The sequence below is a fragment of the Kamptonema animale CS-326 genome (genome assembly GCF_028330895.1).
GTDB lineage: Bacteria > Cyanobacteriota > Cyanobacteriia > Cyanobacteriales > Microcoleaceae > Kamptonema > Kamptonema formosum.
In genome coordinates this window covers 1-22,076 of record NZ_JAQMUA010000111.1, presented here as the reverse complement: position 1 = coordinate 22,076, position 22,076 = coordinate 1, and the positions used below count along the sequence as shown (strand labels likewise).

Annotated in this window: 24 protein-coding genes and 1 CRISPR repeat array; of the genes, 12 read left to right on the top strand and 12 right to left on the bottom strand. The window is 43.4% G+C overall.

The genetic code is table 11. The annotated features are described in order from the left end of the window. Nucleotides 1–92 precede the first annotated feature (92 nt). The 8 genes from PN499_RS06475 to PN499_RS06440 all read left to right on the top strand — a co-directional run bounded on the left by PN499_RS06475 (nucleotide 93) and on the right by PN499_RS06440 (nucleotide 6,867). Nucleotides 93–320, top strand: coding sequence for a 4Fe-4S dicluster domain-containing protein (locus PN499_RS06475; RefSeq protein ID WP_194069747.1), 228 nt, complete (start codon nucleotides 93–95; stop codon nucleotides 318–320). A 32-nt stretch (nucleotides 321–352) separates the two neighbouring features. After that, the gene (locus PN499_RS06470; RefSeq protein ID WP_272030872.1) at nucleotides 353–1,327 is read left to right on the top strand and encodes a HEAT repeat domain-containing protein; all 975 of its coding nucleotides are present in this window, start codon (nucleotides 353–355) and stop codon (nucleotides 1,325–1,327) included. Beyond that, on the top strand, nucleotides 1,320–2,387 hold the full coding sequence (locus PN499_RS06465) for an Mrp/NBP35 family ATP-binding protein (RefSeq protein ID WP_272030871.1): 1,068 nt from the start codon (nucleotides 1,320–1,322) through the stop codon (nucleotides 2,385–2,387). Before PN499_RS06470 ends, PN499_RS06465 begins: the two co-directional genes overlap by 8 nt. A 403-nt stretch (nucleotides 2,388–2,790) precedes the next feature. Beyond that, a complete protein-coding gene (gene ssuD, locus PN499_RS06460; RefSeq protein WP_272030870.1) occupies nucleotides 2,791–3,972 on the top strand; it encodes an FMNH2-dependent alkanesulfonate monooxygenase in 1,182 nt (393 codons plus the stop codon). After that, nucleotides 3,969–4,754, top strand: a complete 786-nt coding sequence (gene ssuC / locus PN499_RS06455; RefSeq protein WP_272030869.1) for an aliphatic sulfonate ABC transporter permease SsuC — start codon at nucleotides 3,969–3,971, stop codon at nucleotides 4,752–4,754. Before ssuD ends, ssuC begins: the two co-directional genes overlap by 4 nt. Before the next feature lie 120 nt (nucleotides 4,755–4,874). Further along, complete coding sequence (locus PN499_RS06450; protein WP_272030868.1) at nucleotides 4,875–5,279, top strand: carboxymuconolactone decarboxylase family protein; 405 nt, start codon at nucleotides 4,875–4,877, stop codon at nucleotides 5,277–5,279. Beyond that, on the top strand, nucleotides 5,276–5,806 hold the full coding sequence (locus tag PN499_RS06445) for a hypothetical protein (RefSeq protein WP_272030866.1): 531 nt from the start codon (nucleotides 5,276–5,278) through the stop codon (nucleotides 5,804–5,806). Before PN499_RS06450 ends, PN499_RS06445 begins: the two co-directional genes overlap by 4 nt. Nucleotides 5,807–5,862: 56 nt before the next feature. After that, entirely contained in the window at nucleotides 5,863–6,867 is a 1,005-nt protein-coding gene (locus PN499_RS06440) for an isopenicillin N synthase family dioxygenase (protein WP_272030864.1), read from the top strand. Nucleotides 6,868–7,147: 280 nt separating this feature from the next. Here the strand turns inward: PN499_RS06440 and PN499_RS06435 are convergent, their stop codons facing one another. The 5 genes from PN499_RS06435 to PN499_RS06415 form a co-directional block, all read right to left on the bottom strand. Then, nucleotides 7,148–7,375 carry an EF-hand domain-containing protein gene (locus PN499_RS06435; RefSeq protein WP_272030863.1) on the bottom strand — a complete coding sequence of 76 codons (228 nt, stop codon included), beginning with the start codon at nucleotides 7,373–7,375 and terminating at the stop codon, nucleotides 7,148–7,150. A 66-nt stretch (nucleotides 7,376–7,441) separates the two neighbouring features. Next, nucleotides 7,442–7,600, bottom strand: coding sequence for a tyrosine-type recombinase/integrase (locus PN499_RS06430; RefSeq protein ID WP_272030862.1), 159 nt, complete (start codon nucleotides 7,598–7,600; stop codon nucleotides 7,442–7,444). A gap of 127 nt (nucleotides 7,601–7,727) precedes the next feature. After that, complete coding sequence (locus PN499_RS06425) at nucleotides 7,728–8,762, bottom strand: sulfonate ABC transporter substrate-binding protein (protein ID WP_272030861.1); 1,035 nt, start codon at nucleotides 8,760–8,762, stop codon at nucleotides 7,728–7,730. A gap of 33 nt (nucleotides 8,763–8,795) precedes the next feature. Next, nucleotides 8,796–9,368: an NADPH-dependent FMN reductase gene (ssuE, locus tag PN499_RS06420; protein WP_272030860.1), complete on the bottom strand. Its 573-nt coding sequence runs from the start codon at nucleotides 9,366–9,368 to the stop codon at nucleotides 8,796–8,798. Between the two features lie 196 nt (nucleotides 9,369–9,564). Then, entirely contained in the window at nucleotides 9,565–9,687 is a 123-nt protein-coding gene (locus tag PN499_RS06415) for a hypothetical protein (RefSeq protein WP_272030859.1), read from the bottom strand. Nucleotides 9,688–9,984: 297 nt separating this feature from the next. On the opposite strand from PN499_RS06415, the gene PN499_RS06410 reads away from it, so the two are divergent. Beyond that, nucleotides 9,985–10,770: an ATP-binding cassette domain-containing protein gene (locus PN499_RS06410; protein WP_272030858.1), complete on the top strand. Its 786-nt coding sequence runs from the start codon at nucleotides 9,985–9,987 to the stop codon at nucleotides 10,768–10,770. A gap of 31 nt (nucleotides 10,771–10,801) precedes the next feature. Further along, nucleotides 10,802–11,514: direct repeats of the CRISPR family, unit length 37 nt; unit sequence GTTTCAATCCCTAATAGGGATTTATTTAAGTTGAAAG. Nucleotides 11,515–11,774: 260 nt separating this feature from the next. On the opposite strand, the gene PN499_RS06405 is transcribed toward PN499_RS06410, so the two are convergent. The 5 genes from PN499_RS06405 to PN499_RS06385 all read right to left on the bottom strand — a co-directional run bounded on the left by PN499_RS06405 (nucleotide 11,775) and on the right by PN499_RS06385 (nucleotide 15,991). Further along, the gene (locus PN499_RS06405) at nucleotides 11,775–12,140 is read right to left on the bottom strand and encodes a DUF1823 family protein (protein ID WP_272030857.1); all 366 of its coding nucleotides are present in this window, start codon (nucleotides 12,138–12,140) and stop codon (nucleotides 11,775–11,777) included. A gap of 298 nt (nucleotides 12,141–12,438) precedes the next feature. After that, complete coding sequence (gene gap / locus PN499_RS06400; protein ID WP_272030856.1) at nucleotides 12,439–13,470, bottom strand: type I glyceraldehyde-3-phosphate dehydrogenase; 1,032 nt, start codon at nucleotides 13,468–13,470, stop codon at nucleotides 12,439–12,441. 131 nt (nucleotides 13,471–13,601) lie between these two features. After that, a complete protein-coding gene (locus PN499_RS06395; protein WP_272030875.1) occupies nucleotides 13,602–13,916 on the bottom strand; it encodes a Mo-dependent nitrogenase C-terminal domain-containing protein in 315 nt (104 codons plus the stop codon). Nucleotides 13,917–14,232: 316 nt separating this feature from the next. Beyond that, the gene (locus tag PN499_RS06390; protein WP_272030855.1) at nucleotides 14,233–14,934 is read right to left on the bottom strand and encodes a Uma2 family endonuclease; all 702 of its coding nucleotides are present in this window, start codon (nucleotides 14,932–14,934) and stop codon (nucleotides 14,233–14,235) included. Between the two features lie 112 nt (nucleotides 14,935–15,046). After that, nucleotides 15,047–15,991, bottom strand: coding sequence for an aldo/keto reductase (locus PN499_RS06385; protein WP_272030854.1), 945 nt, complete (start codon nucleotides 15,989–15,991; stop codon nucleotides 15,047–15,049). A 107-nt stretch (nucleotides 15,992–16,098) separates the two neighbouring features. Here PN499_RS06385 and PN499_RS06380 point away from each other — a divergent pair, with 107 nt between their 5' ends. After that, entirely contained in the window at nucleotides 16,099–16,593 is a 495-nt protein-coding gene (locus PN499_RS06380; protein ID WP_272030874.1) for a GAF domain-containing protein, read from the top strand. Nucleotides 16,594–16,752: 159 nt separating this feature from the next. On the opposite strand, the gene uvrA is transcribed toward PN499_RS06380, so the two are convergent. Next, entirely contained in the window at nucleotides 16,753–19,674 is a 2,922-nt protein-coding gene (gene uvrA, locus PN499_RS06375; protein ID WP_272030853.1) for an excinuclease ABC subunit UvrA, read from the bottom strand. A gap of 70 nt (nucleotides 19,675–19,744) precedes the next feature. Continuing rightward, nucleotides 19,745–20,188, bottom strand: coding sequence for a retroviral-like aspartic protease family protein (locus tag PN499_RS06370; protein ID WP_272030852.1), 444 nt, complete (start codon nucleotides 20,186–20,188; stop codon nucleotides 19,745–19,747). Here PN499_RS06370 and PN499_RS06365 point away from each other — a divergent pair. Both PN499_RS06365 and PN499_RS06360 read left to right on the top strand, forming a co-directional pair. Then, a complete protein-coding gene (locus PN499_RS06365) occupies nucleotides 20,187–20,369 on the top strand; it encodes a hypothetical protein (protein ID WP_272030851.1) in 183 nt (60 codons plus the stop codon). The two genes, PN499_RS06370 and PN499_RS06365, sit on opposite strands and share 2 nt — an antisense overlap. A 63-nt stretch (nucleotides 20,370–20,432) precedes the next feature. Beyond that, the gene (locus PN499_RS06360) at nucleotides 20,433–21,872 is read left to right on the top strand and encodes a hypothetical protein (protein WP_272030850.1); all 1,440 of its coding nucleotides are present in this window, start codon (nucleotides 20,433–20,435) and stop codon (nucleotides 21,870–21,872) included. Nucleotides 21,873–22,076: the final 204 nt, after the last annotated feature.

Sequence of the window (22,076 nt, the reverse complement as noted above, 5' to 3'; positions counted from 1 at the left end):
TTAGACGGAGTGTTAACTCAGCAGCTTAAAGAGAAGAGTGCTAAAGCACAACTACCTACCTTTATTTATTCACAATTAACGATCAACTAACTATGGCTTTAATTACACAACGAGTTGATGTTCCCGTCACTGTAGATGAGTCTAAGTGTTTGGAAAAATGCCATGTCTGCATTGATGTTTGTCCTTTGGATGTATTAGCGAAAAATCCAGAAACAGGCAAAGCTTACATGAAATACGATGAATGTTGGTTTTGCTTACCCTGTGAAAAAGAATGTCCAACTAATGCAATTACGGTTAAAATACCTTTCTTGTTGCGCTAATTTTGTTCTAGTTTGTAGGGATTATAAAACTAATGAATGCTGAGACTGATAGCGAATTAAATCAATGGCTGGAAATGTTGCGATCGCCCGATCTCAGCGATCGCCTTGTTGCCGTTAAAAATCTACAATATTTGGGCGATGAAGAAGCTACAAATGCCCTACTCGTTGCCCTGTCTGATGACAGCACTGCCGTTCAAAAAATTGCGATATCTGCTCTTTGGGAAATTGGCAATCCAGTCGCTATTCCCGCTTTAATCGAGTGTCTGGGTTCCGCCGATATCGATATTCGCCAAGAAGCATTATCGGCGTTGAATGAATTAGTTTCACCTACTGACTTAAGGCAACTTCTAGATGCACTCCACCGCGACAATGTTAATATCCAACTCAATATCTTAACTTTGTTGAGGAAGATTCACAATGCTCAATCTTTACCCGATATTTTACCATTTTTTGCATCAAAAATTCCTGAATTGAGAGCAGCAGCAGTCACTACTCTCAGCTATCTCAATCAGGTGGAAAAATGCCCCCAAGCTTTAGCTTTAATATCTGATGCAGATGTCAATGTTCGCCGTGCTACGGCTTTAACTTTAGGACATTTAAGAGATCCAGAAATTATCTCAATTTTGTGTCAAACCCTCAAAAGCGATACTGACTGGCAAGTGCGACGAAATGCGGCTAAATCTTTGGCAATTCATGCCGATTCTGCGGCAATTTCGGCACTGGAAACAGCAGTAAGTGATGAACACTGGCAAGTTCGCAAGTTTGCGTTACAAGCTTTGCAAAAAATGCCAGATGAACGAGTGCTACCTGCTTTAATTAGATCCTTAGCTGATGAATATTCAGATGTGCGAAAAGAAGCCGCGATCGCGCTCGGCAATCTCAGCAATCCAGCGGCGATGAATGCGCTACAGCAATCTCTTGACGATCCCGATAAAGAAGTCTCTATCTTTTCTGAAAGAGCAATTCACAAAATTCAAAAATTACTGCAAAATTCCCCCAATGGTTAATTCTTCCTCCTTACCAAAAACTGACTCGCATCTACCGTCAGAAAACCCCGATTTGCTGGGAGAATTGCGACAGCAAGAAGTTGTAAACTATCTCAAACAAATCATCGAACCCACCCTCAAAAATGATATCATCAGTTTGGGAATGGTGCGAAATTTGCGAATTGTTGATGATTACATTTATTTGCGCCTTTATATTGGCTCCCATCAGCAAGACTTACAAGCAAAAATTGACTCTGTTTTATCACCTATAACCTGGTGTAAAAAAACTTATATTCAAATTTGTACGATAGCTAACGTGCGAACTACGTTAGCTATTTCTAGCGGGAAAGGTGGGGTGGGAAAATCTACAACTGCCGTCAATTTAGCAGCCGCTTTAAAATTACAAGGGGCAAAAGTAGGCTTACTAGATGCTGATGTTTATGGCCCAAATATTCCGCAAATGTTAGGCTTAGGACAAGCCGATGTAGAGACAATTAATACTGCTAAAGGTCAGAAATTTTTACCTTTGGAAGCACAGGGAATCAAAGTAATGTCTGTGGGTTTACTAGCCGAACCAGAACGTCCTTTAGCATGGCGCGGCCCCGTTCTCCACAAAATTATTACTCAGTTTATTCAAGATGTAGAATGGGGCGAATTAGATTATTTATTAATTGATTTACCCCCAGGAACCGGAGACGCTCAAATTACCATTGTGCAAGAAAGTCCGATTTGTGGAGTGATTCTGGTTACTACGCCTCAACAAATATCTATTTCCGATGTTCGTCGCAATATTTATATGTTTCGCCAAGTTGGGGTTCCCGTTCTTGGGATTATTGAAAATATGAGTTATTTAATTTGCGATCGCGATTCACAACCGCTGCAAATTTTTGGTAGTGGCGGCGGTAAACAGCTAGCAGAAGAACTCCAAGCGCCCCTCCTTGCCCAGATTCCTATAGATCCGCGCATCTGTGCGGGCGGTGATACAGGAAAACCTCTCACCCTTGCAGATCCTAACTCGGCGGTATCTCAGATTTTTATGCAGATAGCTACAGGACTAGATGCTACTTTTTGTCCTGCATAAGTCAGACCAGCAGAAATCTAGAAAATATACTTGCATTTTTGAGCCTACCTGTGAAATAATTAGAGCTTGTTAGAGTTAACTACGGTAAATCGACCGTACTACAGTAGTTTAACTTTCAAACAAACTAAAGTATAGCTATATCAAGACCTTTGCTCTTGGCACTTGGCTTGATTTTAAGTGGGCAATTTTCGATTTAAGGCTGCTTCCCACACAGATAAGTAGGTAGACAGAAATAAACGCTTATATCACTTGTAGGGTGGGCGCTCGCCGAAACCAGATTAGCTATGAGTTAAAAAGTTTTTGGCGGCGAGCGCCCACCTTACATTTAATAGTGTCCATCTACTTAAAGTTAGCGAAGTTGCTCATGCGACTAAACAATAAATAATTAGGGAGAATACGACAAATGGAATTATTTTGGTTTATCCCCACTCACGGAGACGGACGCTATTTAGCTTCAGGAATTGGAGGTCGAGCTGGCAGTTTTTCGTACTTAAAGCAAATCGCTCAAGCCGTTGACCATTTAGGATTTACGGGCGCTCTACTTCCCACTGGGCGCTCTTGCGAAGACGCATGGGTAGTAGCTTCATCCCTAATGGCTGTTACAGAAAAAATGCGTTTTTTAGTTGCAATTCGTCCGGGGTTAATGTCTCCTGGGGTAGCGGCACGGATGGCAGCAACTTTTGATAGATTATCTGATGGACGCTTGCTAATTAATGTGGTTACGGGGGGAGATCCGGTAGAATTAGCTGGAGATGGAGTGCATCTCAGTCACGACGATCGTTATGAATTAACTGATGAATTTCTCACAGTTTGGAGAGCAATACTTGAAGGGAGTAACTCTACTTATGAGGGAAATAAAGAAGTTAATTTTAGCGGTGAATATTTGCAAATTAAAGGTGGGAAAGTTCTCTTTCCACCCGTACAAACTCCCCACCCTCCCTTATGGTTTGGCGGTTCATCGCCGATAGCACAACAAATTGCGGCTAAACATATTGATGTTTACCTTACTTGGGGAGAACCACCGCAACAAGTGGCTAAAAAAATTGAAGCCGTGAAAAAATTAGCAGCAGAACAGGGTAGAACTGTGCGGTTTGGGATTCGCCTTCACGTCATTGTCCGCGAAACAGAAAGCGAAGCTTGGGAGGATGCAAATCGATTAATTAAATATGTCGATGAAGATGCGATCGCAGCCGCCCAAAAAGCTTATGCCAGGATGGATTCTGAAGGGCAAAAGCGGATGACGGAACTGCACGCCGGCAGTCGCGAAACTCTGGAAATTAGCCCCAATTTGTGGGCGGGAATTGGCTTAGTCAGAGGTGGTGCTGGTACTGCCTTAGTCGGAGATCCTGATACCGTTGCTGCACGAATGTTAGAGTATTCCGACTTGGGGATTGAAACTTTCATTTTCTCCGGTTATCCCCACTTAGAAGAAGCCTATCGAGTCGCTGAATTGCTATTTCCCCGCTTACCCTTGAAAAACCAACCGGTAGCAAATCAACCGCAAATGTATAGTCCTTTTGGCGAAATTGTTGCCAACGAAAAGTTTCCTGCACAAAAACAAGTTGTTTCTCCCAGCGCATCATGAACAAAAAATGGCTCAAAAATTCCTATTTTCAGCAGGTAATTCCTTGGATTGTACCAATTGTGCTGCTTGTTAGCTGGCAATTTTTAGTACAGGTGGGTTGGCTTTCTACAAGGATTTTGCCAGCACCAACAGGTATTTTAAGTGCCGGAATTCGATTGGCAAGTACTGGGGAACTGTTTCACCATATCGGTATCAGTTCTTTGCGTGCTATCGTTGGTTTTGCCATCGGGGGAGGAATTGGTTTAGCGCTGGGGTTTCTCAATGGTATTTTTCCCATTGCTGAAAAGCTACTAGATACTTCTGTGCAAATGATCCGTAATATTCCCCACCTCGCCTTAATTCCCCTAGTAATTGTTTGGTTTGGTATTGGCGATCAAGCAAGATTATTTTTGGTGTCTTTGGGTGTATTTTTCCCAATGTATATCAATACATTTCATGGCATCCGTAGCGTCGATCCCGGATTGATTGAAATGGGAAAAGTCTATGGCTTGAATCCGACATCTCTTTTGTTACAAGTTATTCTACCTGGGGCTTTACCTTCGATTTTGGTAGGAGTGCGATTTTCCTTGGGGATTATGTGGATCACGCTGATTGTTGCAGAGACAATTGCTGCGGACTCTGGTATTGGTTACATGGCAATGAATGCTCGCGAGTTTATGCAAACTGATGTGGTGGTGTTGAGCATTATCATGTATGCTTTGTTAGGTAAGTTTGCAGATGCGATCGCCAGGAAGTTAGAAGAGAAATGGCTGGCTTGGCATCCCAATTATCAGCAAGCTTAGCTAGAAAAAACCAGCAATAAGAAAGAAAGATGAGAGTGTCCCATTTTTCTTTCTTAGATTTTTCTTTCTTAGTTCCTCTAGAAATTACAGCTAATAACTGCGATCCACCGCTGTGCAACTATGAGCCATTTGATTGAATACGAAGAGGCAACTGATGAAGTCCGCGCAGTGTTTGACGACATTCGTGCGACACGCAAAACGGATTATATCAATAACTTTTGGAAAGCGATCGCCAACCATCCGCCTACCCTGCAACGTACCTGGCAGAATGTGAAGGAGGTGATGACGGCTCCCGGAGAACTCGATCCCCTCACCCGCGAGTTAATCTACATTGCTGTCAGCGTTACAAATGGTTGCCAATACTGCATTTCATCTCATACAGCCGCAGGACGAGCCAAGGGAATGGATGATGCTATATTTGGGGAACTGATGGCGATCGTGGCAACCGCAAACGCTACCAATCGACTGGCAAATGGCTATCAAATTCCGGTGGATGAACAATTTAAATTACAATCACCTCAATGAGCCAAACAAATCCACTCTTCCCTGAGTCTGCACAATCCATCCCCACAATCACCTACGATGCTCACAAAGTACCGCTGGTATTTTTGCACAACTGCGGCAGGTGGGAAGGAACCGCAAAGCGAGTCACCAAAGCAGGGGAGTTGATCGATGAACATCTAGTGCGGGTCGAAATCGAAATTGAGGGGGCGCAGTATGTTCAAACGAATACCGTTCGTATTGGTACACCGAGAGAAGTCGTCGCTAAATACTATGGTGATTTCCGTGATGGTGTGCTGGTGTTTCCGTTCACCGACGAAGTGTACACATTAGGTGGCGAGAAGGCGACGGCATTTTCTGGTATCGCTTGGGCAGTCACCGACGATATCATTGTCTACCGGGCCAGTCGCACATTGCAAACTACGAAGACGTACTATAACGAATTGATTGCACTCGTTGATGGCAATCACAGAGTCCGTACCACTCAGCTTTATGAGGATGGGGACTATAAGCTAGTGACGATGATTGATGAAATGAAAGCATCGCTCTAGCTACACGAACCAGAATTTATCCAAAGTCGAAATCATGATTCGATATCAGCTAGGATATGACAACTCGATCGACAGTAGATATTTCTCAGATTCCCGTTATCGATATTAGTTCGCTGGGATCGGATAATCCTCTAGATACAGTTGCAAACCAAATCCGACAAGCTTGCCTCGACACAGGTTTTTTTTACATTGTTAAGCATGGTGTAGATAAAGGCTTGCAAAACCGTTTGGAACAACTCAGTCGTCAGTTTTTTGCTCTAGATTTAGAAACCAAAATGCAAATTCGGATGGCGCTAGGAGGTCGAGCATGGCGCGGCTACTTTCCGGTTGGAGGTGAACTGACGAATGGTAAACCAGATTTGAAAGAAGGAATTTATTTGGGATCGGAATTGAATCAAACCCATCCCGCTGTTCTAGCAGATGTTCCCATGCACGGAGCAAACCTGTTTCCAGATATTCCTCTTTTTCGCGAAACAATACTGGAATATCTGGCGGCGATGACCGAACTGGGTCACGCAGTAATGACCGGAATTGCCCTGAGTTTGAACTTAGAAGCATCTTACTTCCGCGATCGCTACACCACCGATCCCCTGATTTTATTTCGCATCTTCAACTATCCACCACAAAGCAATCCCCAAGGGCAATCTTGGGGAGTGGGAGAGCATACTGATTATGGTTTGCTCACGATTCTCAAGCAGGACGATCTAGGTGGGTTGCAAGTGAAGACACGATCGGGCTGGATTGATGCTCCCCCGATCGCCAATTCATTTGTTTGTAACATTGGCGATATGCTCGATCGCCTGACAGGTGGACTTTATCGCTCTACTCCTCATCGAGTCAAGAATGTGTCAGGACGCGATCGCCTCTCATTTCCATTCTTCTTCGATCCCAATTTCAATGCTGAACTCCACCCGATTGAAATCAAGGGAGCGATCGTTGATGACAACAAAAACGAACGTTGGGACAAAGCTAGCGTTCACGAGTTTCGCGGCACTTACGGCGATTATGTCCTCAACAAAGTTGCAAAGGTTTTTCCCCAATTGCGCCAGCAAGTTTTGTAAACAGTCACCCATTGGTGACAAGTTAAGGCTCAAAGCCAGTTGTCAAGGGGATTTTCGGAGGTAGCTCAAAGAAAAAAGGTTCTCCACTGCCGACATTATAACTCTAATGTCAACTGGGGCTTAAATCCCTGCCAGATGAAAGGATAAGAAGCAAGTTCTTATCCTTGGTAGTCAGCGATCGCTTTTTGCCCTATAACTACTGCAACTATTACCAGGGGAAGACACTCATCCACTTGGATAAATGATTTTATTTCAATCGCTGCTGGATGGGCGATCGCGCTTATTCTAAATTCCCTGCTTTCTTAACAGCTTGTTTCAAGGCTTCAAAAGTAATATTACCCTCTTCATCTCGATACGTCGCTAGCAGTTCCGCAGGGCTAGTACCTGTTTCTGCTAAAATGACTGCATTTAACCCAGGACTTAAAAAAAGCTCATTACTCGATACTTTGCCATCTTGATCGCGATCCAAGGCATTAAAAAGAGATTGAAGCTCTTGCTCAGTTGCCATAAGTTTCTATTTGAATTAGTTTTTTCAATTCAATATCCCATAATATTGAAAAAGATGCAAGGAAAGTTACCTTTTACCCTGGCAGATACAAGCTGTTGCTGTCGTTTGGGCGTGTGCGTGTAGATACCTGGAAGTAGTCGCTACCGATTCATGCCCTAACGTCTGCTGCACCAAATGAATCGGCGCGCCCCTGTCTAGTGAATGCGAAGCGTGGGCGTGACGCAACCAATGGGGCTGACCTTTCCTGTAATCCCAGCGCGGTTCCCCAGCATCGTCTTCACCCCCGCTATTTGGAAGGTAGAAGATATCAGGTGTTTTGCTTTATCCAACATCTACCCACAAGCGGGGATTTTTAATTACCTGGTTTCCAAACTACTTCTTCAACTTTAAGCTGCTTGGGAATCAAACCAAGTTCAAAAAAAGTATCGGCAATTTCCTGTTGTTCGGCAATCATATCAGCTTGGATTGGTTCAAATCCATAACTCCGCCGTCGAGTTACTACATCTAAGATAGAAACATCAATGTTCAGAATGGGAGCGAGAATCTTGGTTACTTCTGCGGGATTCGCATCAGCCCAAGTTGCTACTGATTGAGTTTCTTCTCTTATTGCCTCAATGATTTTGAGATTCGGCTGAGCAAATGACTGATTAGCTAAGTAAAAATCGCGATTAGCTGCGAGTCCTTTACTATCTTTAACCACACGCACATCTATTTGTGCTTGAGCTGCTGCATAAAACGGGTCCCAAATCACCCAAGCATCTACTTTATTTTGTTGAAATGCAGCTCTAGCATCGGCGGGTGTCAGGTTAACAGGCTCAATCTCCGTCCATTTTATCCCTGCGGATTTCAGTGCTTTTGCTAATAGGTAATTGGCGCTTGAACCTTTGGTAAAAGCTACTTTCTTACCTCGCAAATCTTCAAGATTTTGAATTGGTGAATTAGCAGAAACTAAAATACCTGAACTGCGATCTTTGGGGGCGCTACCACCAATGTATAGCAGAGGTGCATTAGCAGCTTGGGCAAAGACTGGAGGCGCGTCTCCGGTGCGGGCGATGTCGATGCTACCGACGTTTAATGCTTCCAACATCGGCGGGCCTGACTGAAATTCTTTCCACTCAACGGATATGCCGAGAGGCTGTAAGCGTTTCTCTAAGCCGCCTTTAGCTTTGACTAGGGTGAAAGGATCGAATTTCTGATGGCCGATGCGGACTACCTGAGCTAAAGTTGCGGTAGGGGAAGCAGAGGGGCTTGCAGAGCTGGTAGGGGTGGGAGTATTGTTACAGGCGGCGATCGCCCAATTCAAGCTGATTCCTAATAGAAATAGTGCTACTAGGGAAAGGTGCGATCGCCATAATTTAGCCAGGAATAAAATCACTCTTTTGAGCATAAGCAATTATATTGTTTGTTGGAAACTTTCCGCTCAGAGGCTTCCCACTAATTCTGGTTGAACTAATTCGGGTTTGTTGCTGTGCAAGGCGCTGAGAAATTCTTGTAATTGCGATTGCAATCTTTCTTCTGTTTCCTCTTCAAGTTGTACGCTGGTTTCGTCATAACTTTTGATTTGGGTGTCTAAAACATAGACTCCCGATAAGATATTACTAGCGCCTAGTTCGGATAAGACTGGTTTGAGGGCGTAATTAATTGCTAATAAGTGAGCAAGCGTACCTCCTGTGGCAATGGGGAGAATAACTTTGCCAGCTAAACTCTTTTGCGGTAGCAAATCTAGGTAAGCTTTAAGTACGCCTGTGTAGGCTGCTTTGTAAACAGGTGTGGCGATGATAATGCCGTTGGCTGCTACTACTAAATCGTTGACTGCTTTTAAGTCTGGACTCGAAAATTGTCCGTAAATTAACACCTCTGGCGGGAGATCGCGGACGTTGATTGATGCTGTAGTTAGTCCCTGTTTCTCGACAGCGCGGCGGGCATATTCTAGTACGGCGAAAGAACGCGAAGGATGAGATGGGCTACCTGCGATCGCGACAACATTAGGCATTTAACAGTCCTCCTATTTTTGACTCATTTAAAAATCAACGATTCACGGTATCGTTGTTAAATACGGTAAATCTGTAGATTTACCGTATTTTATAGATAGTAAGCTAGCACGGTCAATTTTAAAAAGCAAGTAATTGGTCAGAGTCGGTAAGTCGTCTCTTATACAACAGGACTTACCCACACTTTACGTAACGCCGTCATCTTGGCGGTAAAGAAGCCGCACCTGTTGGCGGCCGTACTGCGATCGCGCGTAAGTCCTGTACAATTTTTGTGCGATCGCGAATCTCAGCGATAATCAACTGTCCAATTTTTTCGCTCAAATACAGCAAAGCCCTTACAGCAAGAGGGTTTGCTTGCCCTTAACAATTATTTATCAAAGTCTCAGAATTTGCAGAAAAAATTTTCTTGCTTTTTGTGGATACCTGTGTAATACTCTTACTTAATCGTAAACTACGGTAATTCGACAGAGTTACAGTATATTAAATCTAGAGATGCTAATCTGCTCCTCACTAATAGCGATGAGCAGTAGACGAACTTGCACTTGCTCAACAGCCAGTTTTGACAGTGAAAAAGGTTTTGAGCCTGTGACATAAATTGCGATATGGAGGTTTTTTGAAATGGAATCAGCACTTTCAGGAATGCACTTAGAGTTAGTAGAACTCCAGAAGTCATTTGGAAATAAAAAGATTTTATCCGATATTAACTTAAAAATAAATCCCGGTGAATTTGTGGCAATTGTGGGTCGTAGCGGCTGTGGTAAAAGTACGTTGCTACGTTTAATTACCGGACTAGAAGCTCCCAGTCAAGGCGCTGTTTTTCTAGACGGAAAACCATCTAGAAAACTCAACTCTAAAGTGACAATGATGTTTCAGGATGCACGGCTATTACCTTGGCAAAAGGTGCTGGCAAATGTACAATTAGGACTACTTACTGCTAAAGAAAACACGCGCTACAAAGCGATGCAAGTCCTTCATGCTGTAGGCCTTGGCGATCGCGCTCACGAGTGGCCCTCGGTACTCTCTGGCGGCCAAAAGCAGAGAGTTTCTTTAGCAAGAGCTCTCGCCTGCGAACCGCATTTACTGCTGCTTGATGAACCACTCGGTGCGTTAGATGCTTTGACTCGCATTGAGATGCAGCAATTGTTAGAAAGTTTGTGGCAAGAAAAAGGATTTACCTCGCTACTAATCACTCACGATGTGGAAGAAGCGGTGGTGCTAGCTGACAGAGTTATTTTAATAGAAAATGGTCGGATTGCAATGGATTCTTATATCGATCTCCCACGACCAAGACAGAGAGGAAATGCTGTATTTGCTGCGAAAGTAGAAGCGATTTTACACCGTGTAATGGGTGAAAAAGAAAATAGCAGAGATGTAGAGCAATTTGCAATAGGTGCGTTTCGGTAAAGTGTGATTGATAGGTATTCTATCAATCACACTTTAAATCCCTAATAGGGATTTATTTAAGTTGAAAGAAAAAAGGTTGAACTGTCTACTGGATACGAATGTGAGTTTCAATCCCTAATAGGGATTTATTTAAGTTGAAAGTGCCAGAAAGCTAGGTTTTTTTGGTGGCAGCATTACTGAGTTTCAATCCCTAATAGGGATTTATTTAAGTTGAAAGGCTCCACTTTTTCATTGCTTTCCCACAGACTAACACAAGTTTCAATCCCTAATAGGGATTTATTTAAGTTGAAAGCAAATCGGCTCTTGTCCGTTTTGAACCGATCGATAGGATGCGTTTCAATCCCTAATAGGGATTTATTTAAGTTGAAAGGCGATTTGCCCCCTCACTTGCGATCGGTGAAGCGAGTTTCAATCCCTAATAGGGATTTATTTAAGTTGAAAGCGAGTACCCAGTGCAGCAAAGACAACATAAATCTTTCAGTTTCAATCCCTAATAGGGATTTATTTAAGTTGAAAGTCTGTATCAGTCGTTGAAAAGTGGCGAAAAAAATCCCTTGTTTCAATCCCTAATAGGGATTTATTTAAGTTGAAAGCTGCCGGACAAACTTTTTTCCCTCGACTACTGCCACCAGTTTCAATCCCTAATAGGGATTTATTTAAGTTGAAAGTCTGAGATTGTTCCTATTGAGGAGATAGCTTCTTTGGTGGTTTCAATCCCTAATAGGGATTTATTTAAGTTGAAAGACCCGACCTCTGGAAGCCTTGCTGTATTTAATTTTCAAGGTACAGTTTCGTGAACCCATAATCAATCTACCGTTTCAGCCACCGACTTGTCAAGAGGCCAAAACAAAAAAAGCTTCAAACCCAATCACAGCAAATATCACAGACTTTGCGTGAACCACCTTCACCATCCGATACACCTCAAAACCTTGCAGCATAAGCGATTCAGCCCAAAAAATTGACACACCCAAAAAAACCGCTACCGGTTCCCGCAAAGCCATCCCTCAACAGCGCCCATCCACCATATAACTCATCAGCCAATTCGCCGCCGTCGCCCGACGAGTCTGCCGGGGCCCAAACTCCCCAATTTTGTAGCCCTTAAAACCCAACTTTTCCTTAAGTAACTGCTTATTTTCCTGCGGAATCGAACGAGTAAGCTTAACCGTCGCAGGGCGAGACTCTATAAAATCCGGCGGTTGTGGATATTCATCCCGCCATACCTCTGAAACCTCCGCATTGTTCCAGTTACCGTCACCGTCGCAGCGATAGCCCAAACAGTACCAAACTAACTGATTGACAGTAGCATCGTCTATTTCTTCGTTAATAATGGCCCAAATAGTTTCAATACTCAGTGGCAGCAAGTCAGACATAATCTGGCACATTACAAATTAGAAAAGTCCACTATCGATTTTAGGCTAACTCTTGGCAATTGAAATAACTCCTGAGAGATATTTTACTCCATTCAAGCTGAGATAGGAGAGAAAAGGGGTTCGTATCCTGGGGAAAATGCGATGGCTGCGGACTGCGGCGTGCAGTTCGACCCTTCGGCAAGCTTCAGGGAAAGGCAAGCTGGATATCCGCACGATCCCCGAACTTTGCCGAAGGCCTCAGTCAAACGCTACCTACGCCTACGCATTTCCCGCAAATCCCCTTCATTCTCAAAGTCAATTAAGCTTTCAAAATTCCATCTTTTTCAGCCATCGATAGCATCAAATCAATGACGCGGTTAGAATAACCCCACTCATTGTCATACCAAGAAACAACTTTGAAGAATTTAGAATTAAGTCCAATTCCGGCTTTCTTATCAAAAATGCTGGAACGAGCATCACCTCTAAAATCCATTGAAACTACTTCATCTTCTGTGTAGCCGAGAATGCCTTTTAACTCTCCCTCTGATGCTTGCTTCATTGCTGCACAAATCTCATCGTAAGTAGTTTCCTTTGCCGTGCGAAAGGTAAGGTCAACTACCGATACATCTGGAGTCGGTACGCGAAAAGCCATCCCGGTAAGTTTACCTTTTAACTCTGGCAATACCAAGGTGACAGCTTTAGCCGCACCCGTAGAAGAGGGAATAATATTTTGTGAAGCACCGCGTCCGCCGCGCCAATCTTTCTGACTAGGGCCATCTACTGTTGGTTGAGTGGCCGTCATCGCGTGAACAGTTGTCATCAAACCTTCTTCTAAACCAAAATTATCATTAATAACTTTGGCAATCGGAGCTAGGCAATTAGTGGTACAGCTAGCATTAGAAACAATGGTATCTTTAGCAGGGTCAAAATTGTGGTGATTAACGCCTACTAAGAATGTCGGTACTTTTTCAGGATCTTTTGTGGGTGCGGAGAGCACTACTCGTTTTGCTCCACCAGCTAAGTGTTTTGATGCTCCTTCAGCATCAGTAAATAACCCCGTAGATTCGACTACATAATCAGCACCCAATTTGCCCCAAGGTAATTCCGTAGGGTTTCTAATCGAAGTACAGGGAATAAAGCGCCCGTCAATAGAAATGCCGCCTTCTTTGGCTTCGACAGTACCGGGGTAAGTGCCGTGAGTTGAGTCGTATTTGAACAAATAAGCCAGGTTATCCGCCGGCACTAAGTCATTAATACCAACAAACTCGATTTGGGGGTTATTGATGCCCGCGCGGACTACTAAGCGTCCAATGCGACCAAATCCATTTATACCAACTTTTAAGGTGGCCATGATTAAAATTCCTCTGGAAATACCGTCACTCGCTCTAAAAAGTGCGAATCACGGGTTACAGATTAGCATAGTGGTTGATGGCTTCCAACCCTTCTTTTTTATGTCTTAAGGAAGAAGGAAGAAGGCAGGATTTAGCAATAGCAGGTGATGTCTTCGCCACAAACGTCTGCGAGGTAAGTCAGAGCTCGGAAGCGCAAGCTCATTAATTGGTCGTAAAGGGGGTTGATTTTGCACATAGGCGGAATGTGGAAGAGGGTGCGCCCAAATAGCTGTATGTCTCGCGCGAAGGGGCATTGAGAGGGAATGAGTTTACAGGCGGTGTGGGCAAAGTTGCGATCGCAGATTTCAATTCTATCAATGCGATCGCGCATTGGCTGTAGTAGGGAATCAAAGACGCTGTTGTGGATTGCGGGAGGTTGAGGGGAGACGTTGCTGTAGATGTACATAACCCAGAAGCCATAAAATTTATTTACACTTTGAATGTAAGTTGCGATCGCTCTGGGTAAGATTGACTCTGTGCAAGTGTTGGAAGTGACTGGATGACTGGGGAAGGATGACAAATTGATAAATAACTTGTCAAACCCTGAAACAGCTTTGGTATTTAGTCTTGGGGAGTTTTGGGGGTCAGAGGAAAGTGGATTTTCGCCAGAGGGATAGAGTGCGATACCTGCGGCTGGCTACGCCTACGCGCTGACACTTGGTAAACTGTCCTAACGTAACGCCGCCTTCTGGGGGGATACAGAAAGTGCAATCGCGCTTTTGTCAACCTTCCTCTGGGTCAATTCCTAGCGCCCTCAACCTTTCTGCCAATTGTTCCGCCCGTTGTCGCTGCTGCTGTTCCCGATTTTGAGCTTGCAGTCGCGCCTCCGCCTCAGTCGGATATCGATTTCCTTCGCGATCGTACCAATATAACCACTCTCGCGCAATTCCCTCATAAATTCCCTGTTCGGAACCTATTCCCAAACCGATTTCTGGCATCCAAACGGGATTATTTGTCACTAATTGATATTTACCTCGATCGAGTCGATAAATAGTTAAATGAGGTTTGCTACGGCGGGGAGCATAAATTACATAATACAACACTCCTAACCGAGCATATTCTAATTTTTTGCGCTTGTATTCGCCGCCGGGAGTTTTCGATACTACTTCAATAGCCAGCAGGGGAATAATACCATTTTCTTCCCATGTAACGTAGCTCAATCGCAGGTTTTCCCCTTTAATCCTTGGCACTCCTAAACTTAAAAATCCATCCGGTACTATAGCTGGTTGATTGGGGTCATAATACCAAGCCATATCAATCCCAAAAAACCAGTCCTCTCGGTTTGCCCAAATCAAAGCGAGAATAGATTTTAACAGGTGCGGAATGATATCTTGTAATTCGCTATCCACTGGTGTTTCGTCTGAGTAAGGCAGTGACTCGGCGGTGGGTAAATTTGATGGGGAAGTGCGATCGTAGAGTAGCATGATTGTTCCTCTGTTTGTTAATTTAATATTTCGTAAGTAGGCGCAATTTAAATTTATCGACCATATTAATTTTGGGGAAATGCGCCCACCTTAGCACTCGTAGAAAATCAGATTACTCCAGCCAAGGACGAGTCATCAATTCTAATTGATTAACTTCATCTACGCTCAAACTCCAACCTAAAGCACCAGCATTTTCCCGCGCTTGTTTTGGCGTTTTTGCCCCCGGAATTGGAATTACACCATCCTGAGCTATCAGCCAATTTAGCGCAACTTGAGCCAGAGTGCGGTCATATTTTTTACCAATTTTTCGCAATGTAGACATCACTAGGGCAATTTTTTCTAACCCAGTTTTACTAAAACGGGAATCAAATTTGCGCGCTCCCATAGGTTGCTCTTGAGCGCTATACTTGCCTGTAAGTAATCCCTGCGCTAAGGGACTGTAAGCTAAAATAGTCACACCTAATTCGCGAGCTGAATCGACAATCTTTTTCTTTTCTACTTGCCGCGATAGCAGAGAGTATCGTACTTGATTCGTTGCCAACGGCACGCCTTGACGTGATAATATCTTGTGAGCTAAAGTCATCTGTTCAGCCGTATAATTGCTCACACCTACTGCCTGAATTCTGCCCTGTTTCACCTCCTCCGCTAAAGCATTCATCAGCATTTCTTGGTTCATCAAAAAAGTATAGGGCCAATGCACTTGATAAAGGGCTATTTGCTCAACCTGCAAGCGTTTTAAACTAGCTGTTAAGGCATTTGCAACTGATTTAGCTGTGATTCGTAAAGGCATCGGGCCATATTTTGTAGCAATCTGTACAGGTTGAGAGGTTTTTTTCATAAACTGCCCCAACAATTCTTCTGACAGGCCATTACCGTAGACTTCGGCTGTATCAAAGAAGTTTACGCCTGCGTCTAGAGATGCCTTAAATGCTTCCTCTACTTCTGTTGCACCATAATTACTGCCGTAATTCCAAAAAAGTTTATCACCCCACGCCCAAGTTCCGATGCACAGAGGAGTAACGGCTGGCCCATTTTGTCCCAAAGTAATGTTTCTCACGGTAGATAACCCTTAATGATTTTACTATGTACAATTAGTGCATAATTACTGTAGCAGGTGCGCTATACTTAACTGTTGCTTCCATCTAGCAGTACATGAATCATACCATGCCCCAGGATAGTTTGCAAATCATCCTTGACCGTCTCGCTAATAATCTCAAACGGGATGTATTAGTTCAAGAAAACCTCAACAATATCAGAGTGACTCTTGATATTGACCGGGTAGTTTTATATTATTTTTACAAGCACTGGAAAGGGCAAGTAACTTGCGAGTCAGTAAATTCTAGCGATTTATCTATTTTTGGTTCAACGGGGCCAGATGAATGTTTTAATGGTGAATATGCTGCTTTGTACGAAGCGGGACGAGTGAGAGCAATTCCAGATATTGAAACTGAACCAATAGAAGCTTGCCATCGAAATTTGCTCCGCACTCTGAAGGTTCGTGCTAATTTAGTAGTACCTATTTTAACTCGCGGTGGTCTGTGGGGTTTGTTAATTGCTCATCATTGTAGGGGGCCTCACTCCTGGTCAGCTTCAGATATTGAATTCATGCAAGAAAAGGCAAAAAATATCGCAACTTCCCCTGTAGTTATAGATAATTAATTGTTAGTTATTATAGGACTTACGCTCAGGGTTCCAGAAACCGGGTTTTTGAGAAAATTTGTGGAGAAGGGCGAAGTATTTTCGTCAAAAAAACCCGGTTTCTTTGGTTGGGTGCGTAAGTCCTATAATTTGTAATTTTTAATTTGTAATTTTTAACTTTTAATTCCCAGGATGCTGTCTTAACACCTCTTTTAAGTATAAACCAGTATAAGAATGGGCATTTTCTGCCACATCTTCCGGCGTTCCCACAGCAATCACTTCACCTCCCTTATCCCCTCCTTCCGGCCCCAAATCAATCACCCAATCCCCCGCGCGAATCACATCTAAATTGTGTTCAATGACCAAGATTGAATTCCCTTTATCTACCAAACGCTGTAACACATTCAACAACTGATGAACGTCATAAAAAGATAACCCCGTTGTCGGTTCATCAATTAAATAAAGCGTCTTTCCTGTCGCGCGACGTGATAACTCAGTTGCCAATTTCACCCGCTGCGCTTCTCCCCCAGAAAGAGTAGGTGCAGGTTGTCCTAACTTAATATAACCTAAACCAACATCTACCAAAGTTTGCAAGCGATTTGCCGCCCTGGGGATATTTTTAAACATCTCACAAGCTTCTTCTACCGTCATATTCAACACATCAGAAATAGACTTCTCCTTATATTTAACTTGCAAGGTTTCCCGGTTGTATCGCGCACCTTTGCAAACTTCACATTGTACGTAAACATCGGGTAAGAAATTCATCGAAATTATATTCACACCTTGACCGGCGCAAGCTTCGCATCTCCCACCTTTGACATTAAAAGAAAACTGCCCCGGTTTGTAACCTCTCGCTTTTGCTTCAATAGTTTCTGCAAACATATCTCTGATTACATCAAACACTCCCGTGTAAGTAGCAGGATTAGAACGGGGAGTTCTACCAATGGGAGATTGATCGATGACAATTACCTTATCAACGGCATCCCCTAAAGATTTTTCTCCCTGGGTTTTGATGCCGTCCATATCTTTGGGCAAAGGAACTTTGCGGGTGATATAATGTTGCAGAGACGGATAGAGTAAGTCATTAATTAAGCTAGACTTACCGGAACCAGAAACCCCAGTAATACAAACAAGTTTGCCAAGGGGTATTTCTACATCAATATTTTTTAAGTTATTACGGCGACAATTTTTCAGCAGTAGCGATTTACCATTACCATTGCGCCTCTGGGCCGGGGTTTCTATCACCTTTCTCCCTGACAAATAAGCACCAGTTAAAGACTCTTCTGTTGCTAGTAATGTCTCTAAATTTCCTTGGGCAACAATGCGCCCGCCATGTACTCCCGCCGCTGGGCCAATGTCTACAATATGATTAGCTGCCCGGATGGTTTCTTCATCGTGTTCTACGACAATTAAGGTATTGCCTAGATCGCGTAATTTGGTTAAAGTTTTTAACAGGCGCGAATTATCTCTCTGATGCAATCCAATGCTAGGTTCATCTAAAACGTAGAGGACACCAGTTAAACCAGAACCGATTTGAGTTGCCAGACGAATGCGTTGTGCTTCGCCGCCAGAAAGTGTCATTGCTGGGCGGTCTAAGGTAAGATAATCTAAGCCAACATCGAGGAGAAATTGCAATCTGGCCTTGATTTCTCGGAGAACTAAATCGGCAATTTGGGCTTGGCGATCGCTTAATTTTAAGTTATCAACTTTTTCTCGACAATCTCGAATCGAACCACTGGTAAAATCTAAAATCCGATACTGCCCTAATTGTACAGAAAGTGCTTCGGGTTTTAGTCGTTTGCCGTGACAAACTTCGCAAGGTCGATCGACGCGATATTGTTCTAATTTTTGTTTAACTAATTCTGAACCAGTTTCGTCATATTGCCGCTGTAAAATGGGAATCACGCCGAGATAGCGCCGTTGACTCTTACCTTCTGTCAAGATATTATCTTCAGAACCGTGCAATAAAATTTGCTGCTGTGTTTGTGTGAGTTGATGCCAACGAGTATTAATATCAAAACCGCAAGCTTTGGCGACACTACAAATTAGTGCAAAATAATAGGTATTATCCTTATCCGCCCAAGGCGCGATCGCAGTATAAACTGGTGCTTGTTCGTCAGGTACGACTAACTCCTCTGCAAACCTTCGCAAATTGCCCAAACCGTGACAATTTGGACAAGCGCCGTAGGGTGAATTAAAGGAAAATAATCGGGGTGAAAGTTCTTCCATTACCGCCCCATGTTCCGGACAAGCAAAGTTTTCACTAAAAATTAAAGGGGGATTTGTGTGGGGATTTTCCTTAGTTGGTAATTCTTCAATCAAGGCAATTCCATTTGAATGCCGCAGGCAAGTAGTGAGAGAATCTACCAAACGTTCTTGTAAACCCGGCTTTTTAATTAACCTGTCAACTACAATCTCAATGTTGTGCGTATGATTCTTATCTAATTCGATGTTTTCTGAGAGTTCTACCACCTCGCCATCAACTTTTACCCGAATAAAACCTTCGGAAGCTAAACTCGATAGCAGCTTACGGTGAGTGCCTTTTTTCCCTCTGACAACGGGGGCGAGAATGTGAAAGCGAGTACCATCAGGAAGTGCCATCACGCGATCGCACATTTCATCGATCGTTTGTGGCGCAATGCAGCGATCGCAGATCGGACAATGGGGTTCCCCCGCCCGCCCAAATAGCAGTCTAAAATAGTCGTAAATCTCCGTAACAGTCCCGACTGTCGATCGCGGATTATGAGAAGTCGATTTTTGGTCAATAGAAATCGCCGGACTTAACCCCTCGATCGCATCCACATCTGGTTTATCCAACTGTCCCAGGAATTGACGCGCGTAGGCGCTTAGAGACTCAATGTAGCGGCGCTGTCCCTCTGCGAAAATCGTATCGAAAGCGAGGGAAGACTTACCGGAACCAGACACGCCAGTAAAGACAATCAGGCGATCGCGCGGTAGTTCCAAATCAATATTCTTTAAATTGTGCTGCCTAGCGCCCCGAATCCGAATATAATTCTGGATATTTGGGCTTAAATTCACGGCAGATTGCCCGTTATGAGATGCACTTAAGTTACTCTTCGAGGTTTCGGCAGTAGAAGGCATAATCCAGTAAAAAATATTGCTTAAATATCTTAGCGCTGCATACCATAACTGGCATCCAAACTCAGGAGTATTAAAGGATTGTCAAATAGGTTTCAGTTGGGCCATCCGGCAAAACTTTCAATCTTTGATTTTTCAAGTCAACTTCAATTCCTAACGCTTCCATCGGAATTACACCTAACAGTGCATTTCTCCCTGCTGGCAATTCTAAACACTCAAAAGTTCCCTCCCGTCCGCACAAGGAAATTTTAGCATCTTGAAATATTCTAGCTTCGCTAATACCCATCGCCGTCTCAATAACTACTTGCTTGAGAATTTTTAAACCTAGTTGAGCGATAATATTTGCAGGTAGGCATAAAGTGGTTGCCCCCGTATCCACCAAGACATTTTCTACAGTGACAGACCTTACTTGGTCAAGCGGAATCAGACCATCTTCAGCCTTACCCTGATCTAGCCGATTTGTAATCTCTAGTGTTGTTATAACTTTCCCCATTGAGTTGTCGGTAGTAGTTCCCATGATTTTACCACAAATTGAGATTATACATTATAAAAGTTTAACAAATTCTGGAATAGAGTTTGCCGAGAATGCGATCGTCATCTCCAACATTGCCACATCTTTTGCTTTTCTTTTCCTCTATCTGAGTTTTTTTGCCTTTGCCGTTCGCCCGTCAATAGCAAAAATCACATTTCTGGCATAATCCCTATTTATGATATCCTAAAAATACCGATTTTCCTAAAAAATCCGTCATCCCAAAAATACTATGAACAAAAAGTTCAAATTCAGATTTCTAGTCATCGCCCTATTTTTATGCCTTGCCAGCGGTGGTTTTCTAGCCGATCGCTACCTTAAACGTCCCTTTGCCCTCCCCCTATCAACAAAATACCAATCCTGGCCTGTTAAAGTCGGTCTTCGTATCGCCACTCTCCGCGATCGCATTCCCACAGTTGATCGCGTAGTTCTAGTTCCCGATGAAGCTACATTTTTAACAGCTATTCAACAATGGAGTCTGCAAGGAAGATGGCCGATCTTAATAGAAGATCCGAAATATACCCCAATGTTTATCGAGCGTTTTCAACCAGCCGAATTAATTCGTTTACCCAGCGTCAAACAAGCCTTACCCAAGGGTAAGCAACTCGAAGAGTCTATCATTCGCGCTTTAGCAACAGCCTGGAATGCAACCGATATTCCTTCTTTAAAAGATACCTGGCTACAACTTGGTTGGCAACCTCCCGGAGTAGTAATCTCCTCGATCAACGATCCTGCATGGCCAGCAGCAGTTGCTTTAGCCGCCGATCGCGGTCAACCCTTAGTCTTTGTAGAAGGTAATTTTGGACAGCCTAACGATACCCTCAATTTAGATAAATGGCAGCGCCTTCAAAAAATTGTTGATAAAGCCGTAGAAACTACAGGTTATGCTTACGCTAATCTTGGCGATGCTATTGATACAATTACTCTGGTAAGACAACTAGCAGTCAAATATCAATCCCCAAAAAAGGCAGATGAACAATTAGCCGTGACCGACGGTTTAGCAAGATACCCAAATGGTACTCGATGGGGAATAGTAGGGTGGATTTATGGCTCATCATTCCGCAGCGTTTATCAAGCCATGTGTTCGATATTTTTAGATTTTAAAACAGCAATGCTTTATGACAGTTATCAACCGGAAGGTAATTGGGAAAAATATGAAATAGAAGCACCAACAAAACAATTAAATCGAATGGATTTTAGTGTTGAACACATACAGCAACCACAATCTAGTTTAGAAACGTGGAAAAACTTGGTTTCCCATGAATGGGATTTTGATTTGATATTTATTAACTCTAAAGGCAATAAAGATAAATTCTTTGTTGGTGGCGGCGACGCTTCAGTAAACGATATTCCCAAACTTAAATCACCCGCAGCTATTCACTTGATCCACAGTTGGTCTGCGACTTCACCTGATGACAGAAACACTGTTGCTGGCAGATGGCTGGAAAATGGAGTTTATGCCTATGTTGGTAGCGTACATGAGCCATATTTGGCTGCATTCCTCCCGCCCAAAATAATAGTTGAACGCCTATCGGCTTCCGTTCCTTTTCTAATAGCCACTCGCCTATTAGAATCAGCTCCTTGGAAAATTACAACAATAGGCGATCCGCTGATGATTCTCAGTAAACCAAGAGAGAGAATTCTCCCAACAGAGCAACCTATGCCCAAGTGAATTGGTAATTGGTAATTGGTAATTGGTAATTGGTAATTGGTAATTGGTAATTGGTAATTGGTAATTGCTAATTGCTAATCTCCCCCATCTCCCCCATCTCCCCCATCTCCCCCATCTTCCCCATCTTCCCTAGCCCCTAGCCCCTAGCCCCTAGCCCCTCTTCATTAAACATTCAATATATCCAAAAATAAGCAATGACCAAAG

Coding starts and splice junctions, on each gene's coding strand:
- PN499_RS06475 (WP_194069747.1), top strand. CDS start 93: ATGGCTTTAATTACACAACGAGTTGATGTTCCCGTCACTGTAGATGAG.
- PN499_RS06470 (WP_272030872.1), top strand. CDS start 353: ATGAATGCTGAGACTGATAGCGAATTAAATCAATGGCTGGAAATGTTG.
- PN499_RS06465 (WP_272030871.1), top strand. CDS start 1,320: ATGGTTAATTCTTCCTCCTTACCAAAAACTGACTCGCATCTACCGTCA.
- ssuD (WP_272030870.1), top strand. CDS start 2,791: ATGGAATTATTTTGGTTTATCCCCACTCACGGAGACGGACGCTATTTA.
- ssuC (WP_272030869.1), top strand. CDS start 3,969: ATGAACAAAAAATGGCTCAAAAATTCCTATTTTCAGCAGGTAATTCCT.
- PN499_RS06450 (WP_272030868.1), top strand. CDS start 4,875: ATGAGCCATTTGATTGAATACGAAGAGGCAACTGATGAAGTCCGCGCA.
- PN499_RS06445 (WP_272030866.1), top strand. CDS start 5,276: ATGAGCCAAACAAATCCACTCTTCCCTGAGTCTGCACAATCCATCCCC.
- PN499_RS06440 (WP_272030864.1), top strand. CDS start 5,863: ATGACAACTCGATCGACAGTAGATATTTCTCAGATTCCCGTTATCGAT.
- PN499_RS06435 (WP_272030863.1), bottom strand. CDS start 7,375: ATGGCAACTGAGCAAGAGCTTCAATCTCTTTTTAATGCCTTGGATCGC.
- PN499_RS06425 (WP_272030861.1), bottom strand. CDS start 8,762: ATGCTCAAAAGAGTGATTTTATTCCTGGCTAAATTATGGCGATCGCAC.
- ssuE (WP_272030860.1), bottom strand. CDS start 9,368: ATGCCTAATGTTGTCGCGATCGCAGGTAGCCCATCTCATCCTTCGCGT.
- PN499_RS06410 (WP_272030858.1), top strand. CDS start 9,985: ATGGAATCAGCACTTTCAGGAATGCACTTAGAGTTAGTAGAACTCCAG.
- PN499_RS06405 (WP_272030857.1), bottom strand. CDS start 12,140: ATGTCTGACTTGCTGCCACTGAGTATTGAAACTATTTGGGCCATTATT.
- gap (WP_272030856.1), bottom strand. CDS start 13,470: ATGGCCACCTTAAAAGTTGGTATAAATGGATTTGGTCGCATTGGACGC.
- PN499_RS06395 (WP_272030875.1), bottom strand. CDS start 13,916: ATGTACATCTACAGCAACGTCTCCCCTCAACCTCCCGCAATCCACAAC.
- PN499_RS06390 (WP_272030855.1), bottom strand. CDS start 14,934: ATGCTACTCTACGATCGCACTTCCCCATCAAATTTACCCACCGCCGAG.
- PN499_RS06380 (WP_272030874.1), top strand. CDS start 16,099: ATGCCCCAGGATAGTTTGCAAATCATCCTTGACCGTCTCGCTAATAAT.
- uvrA (WP_272030853.1), bottom strand. CDS start 19,674: ATGCCTTCTACTGCCGAAACCTCGAAGAGTAACTTAAGTGCATCTCAT.
- PN499_RS06365 (WP_272030851.1), top strand. CDS start 20,187: ATGATTTTACCACAAATTGAGATTATACATTATAAAAGTTTAACAAAT.
- PN499_RS06370 (WP_272030852.1), bottom strand. CDS start 20,188: ATGGGAACTACTACCGACAACTCAATGGGGAAAGTTATAACAACACTA.
- PN499_RS06360 (WP_272030850.1), top strand. CDS start 20,433: ATGAACAAAAAGTTCAAATTCAGATTTCTAGTCATCGCCCTATTTTTA.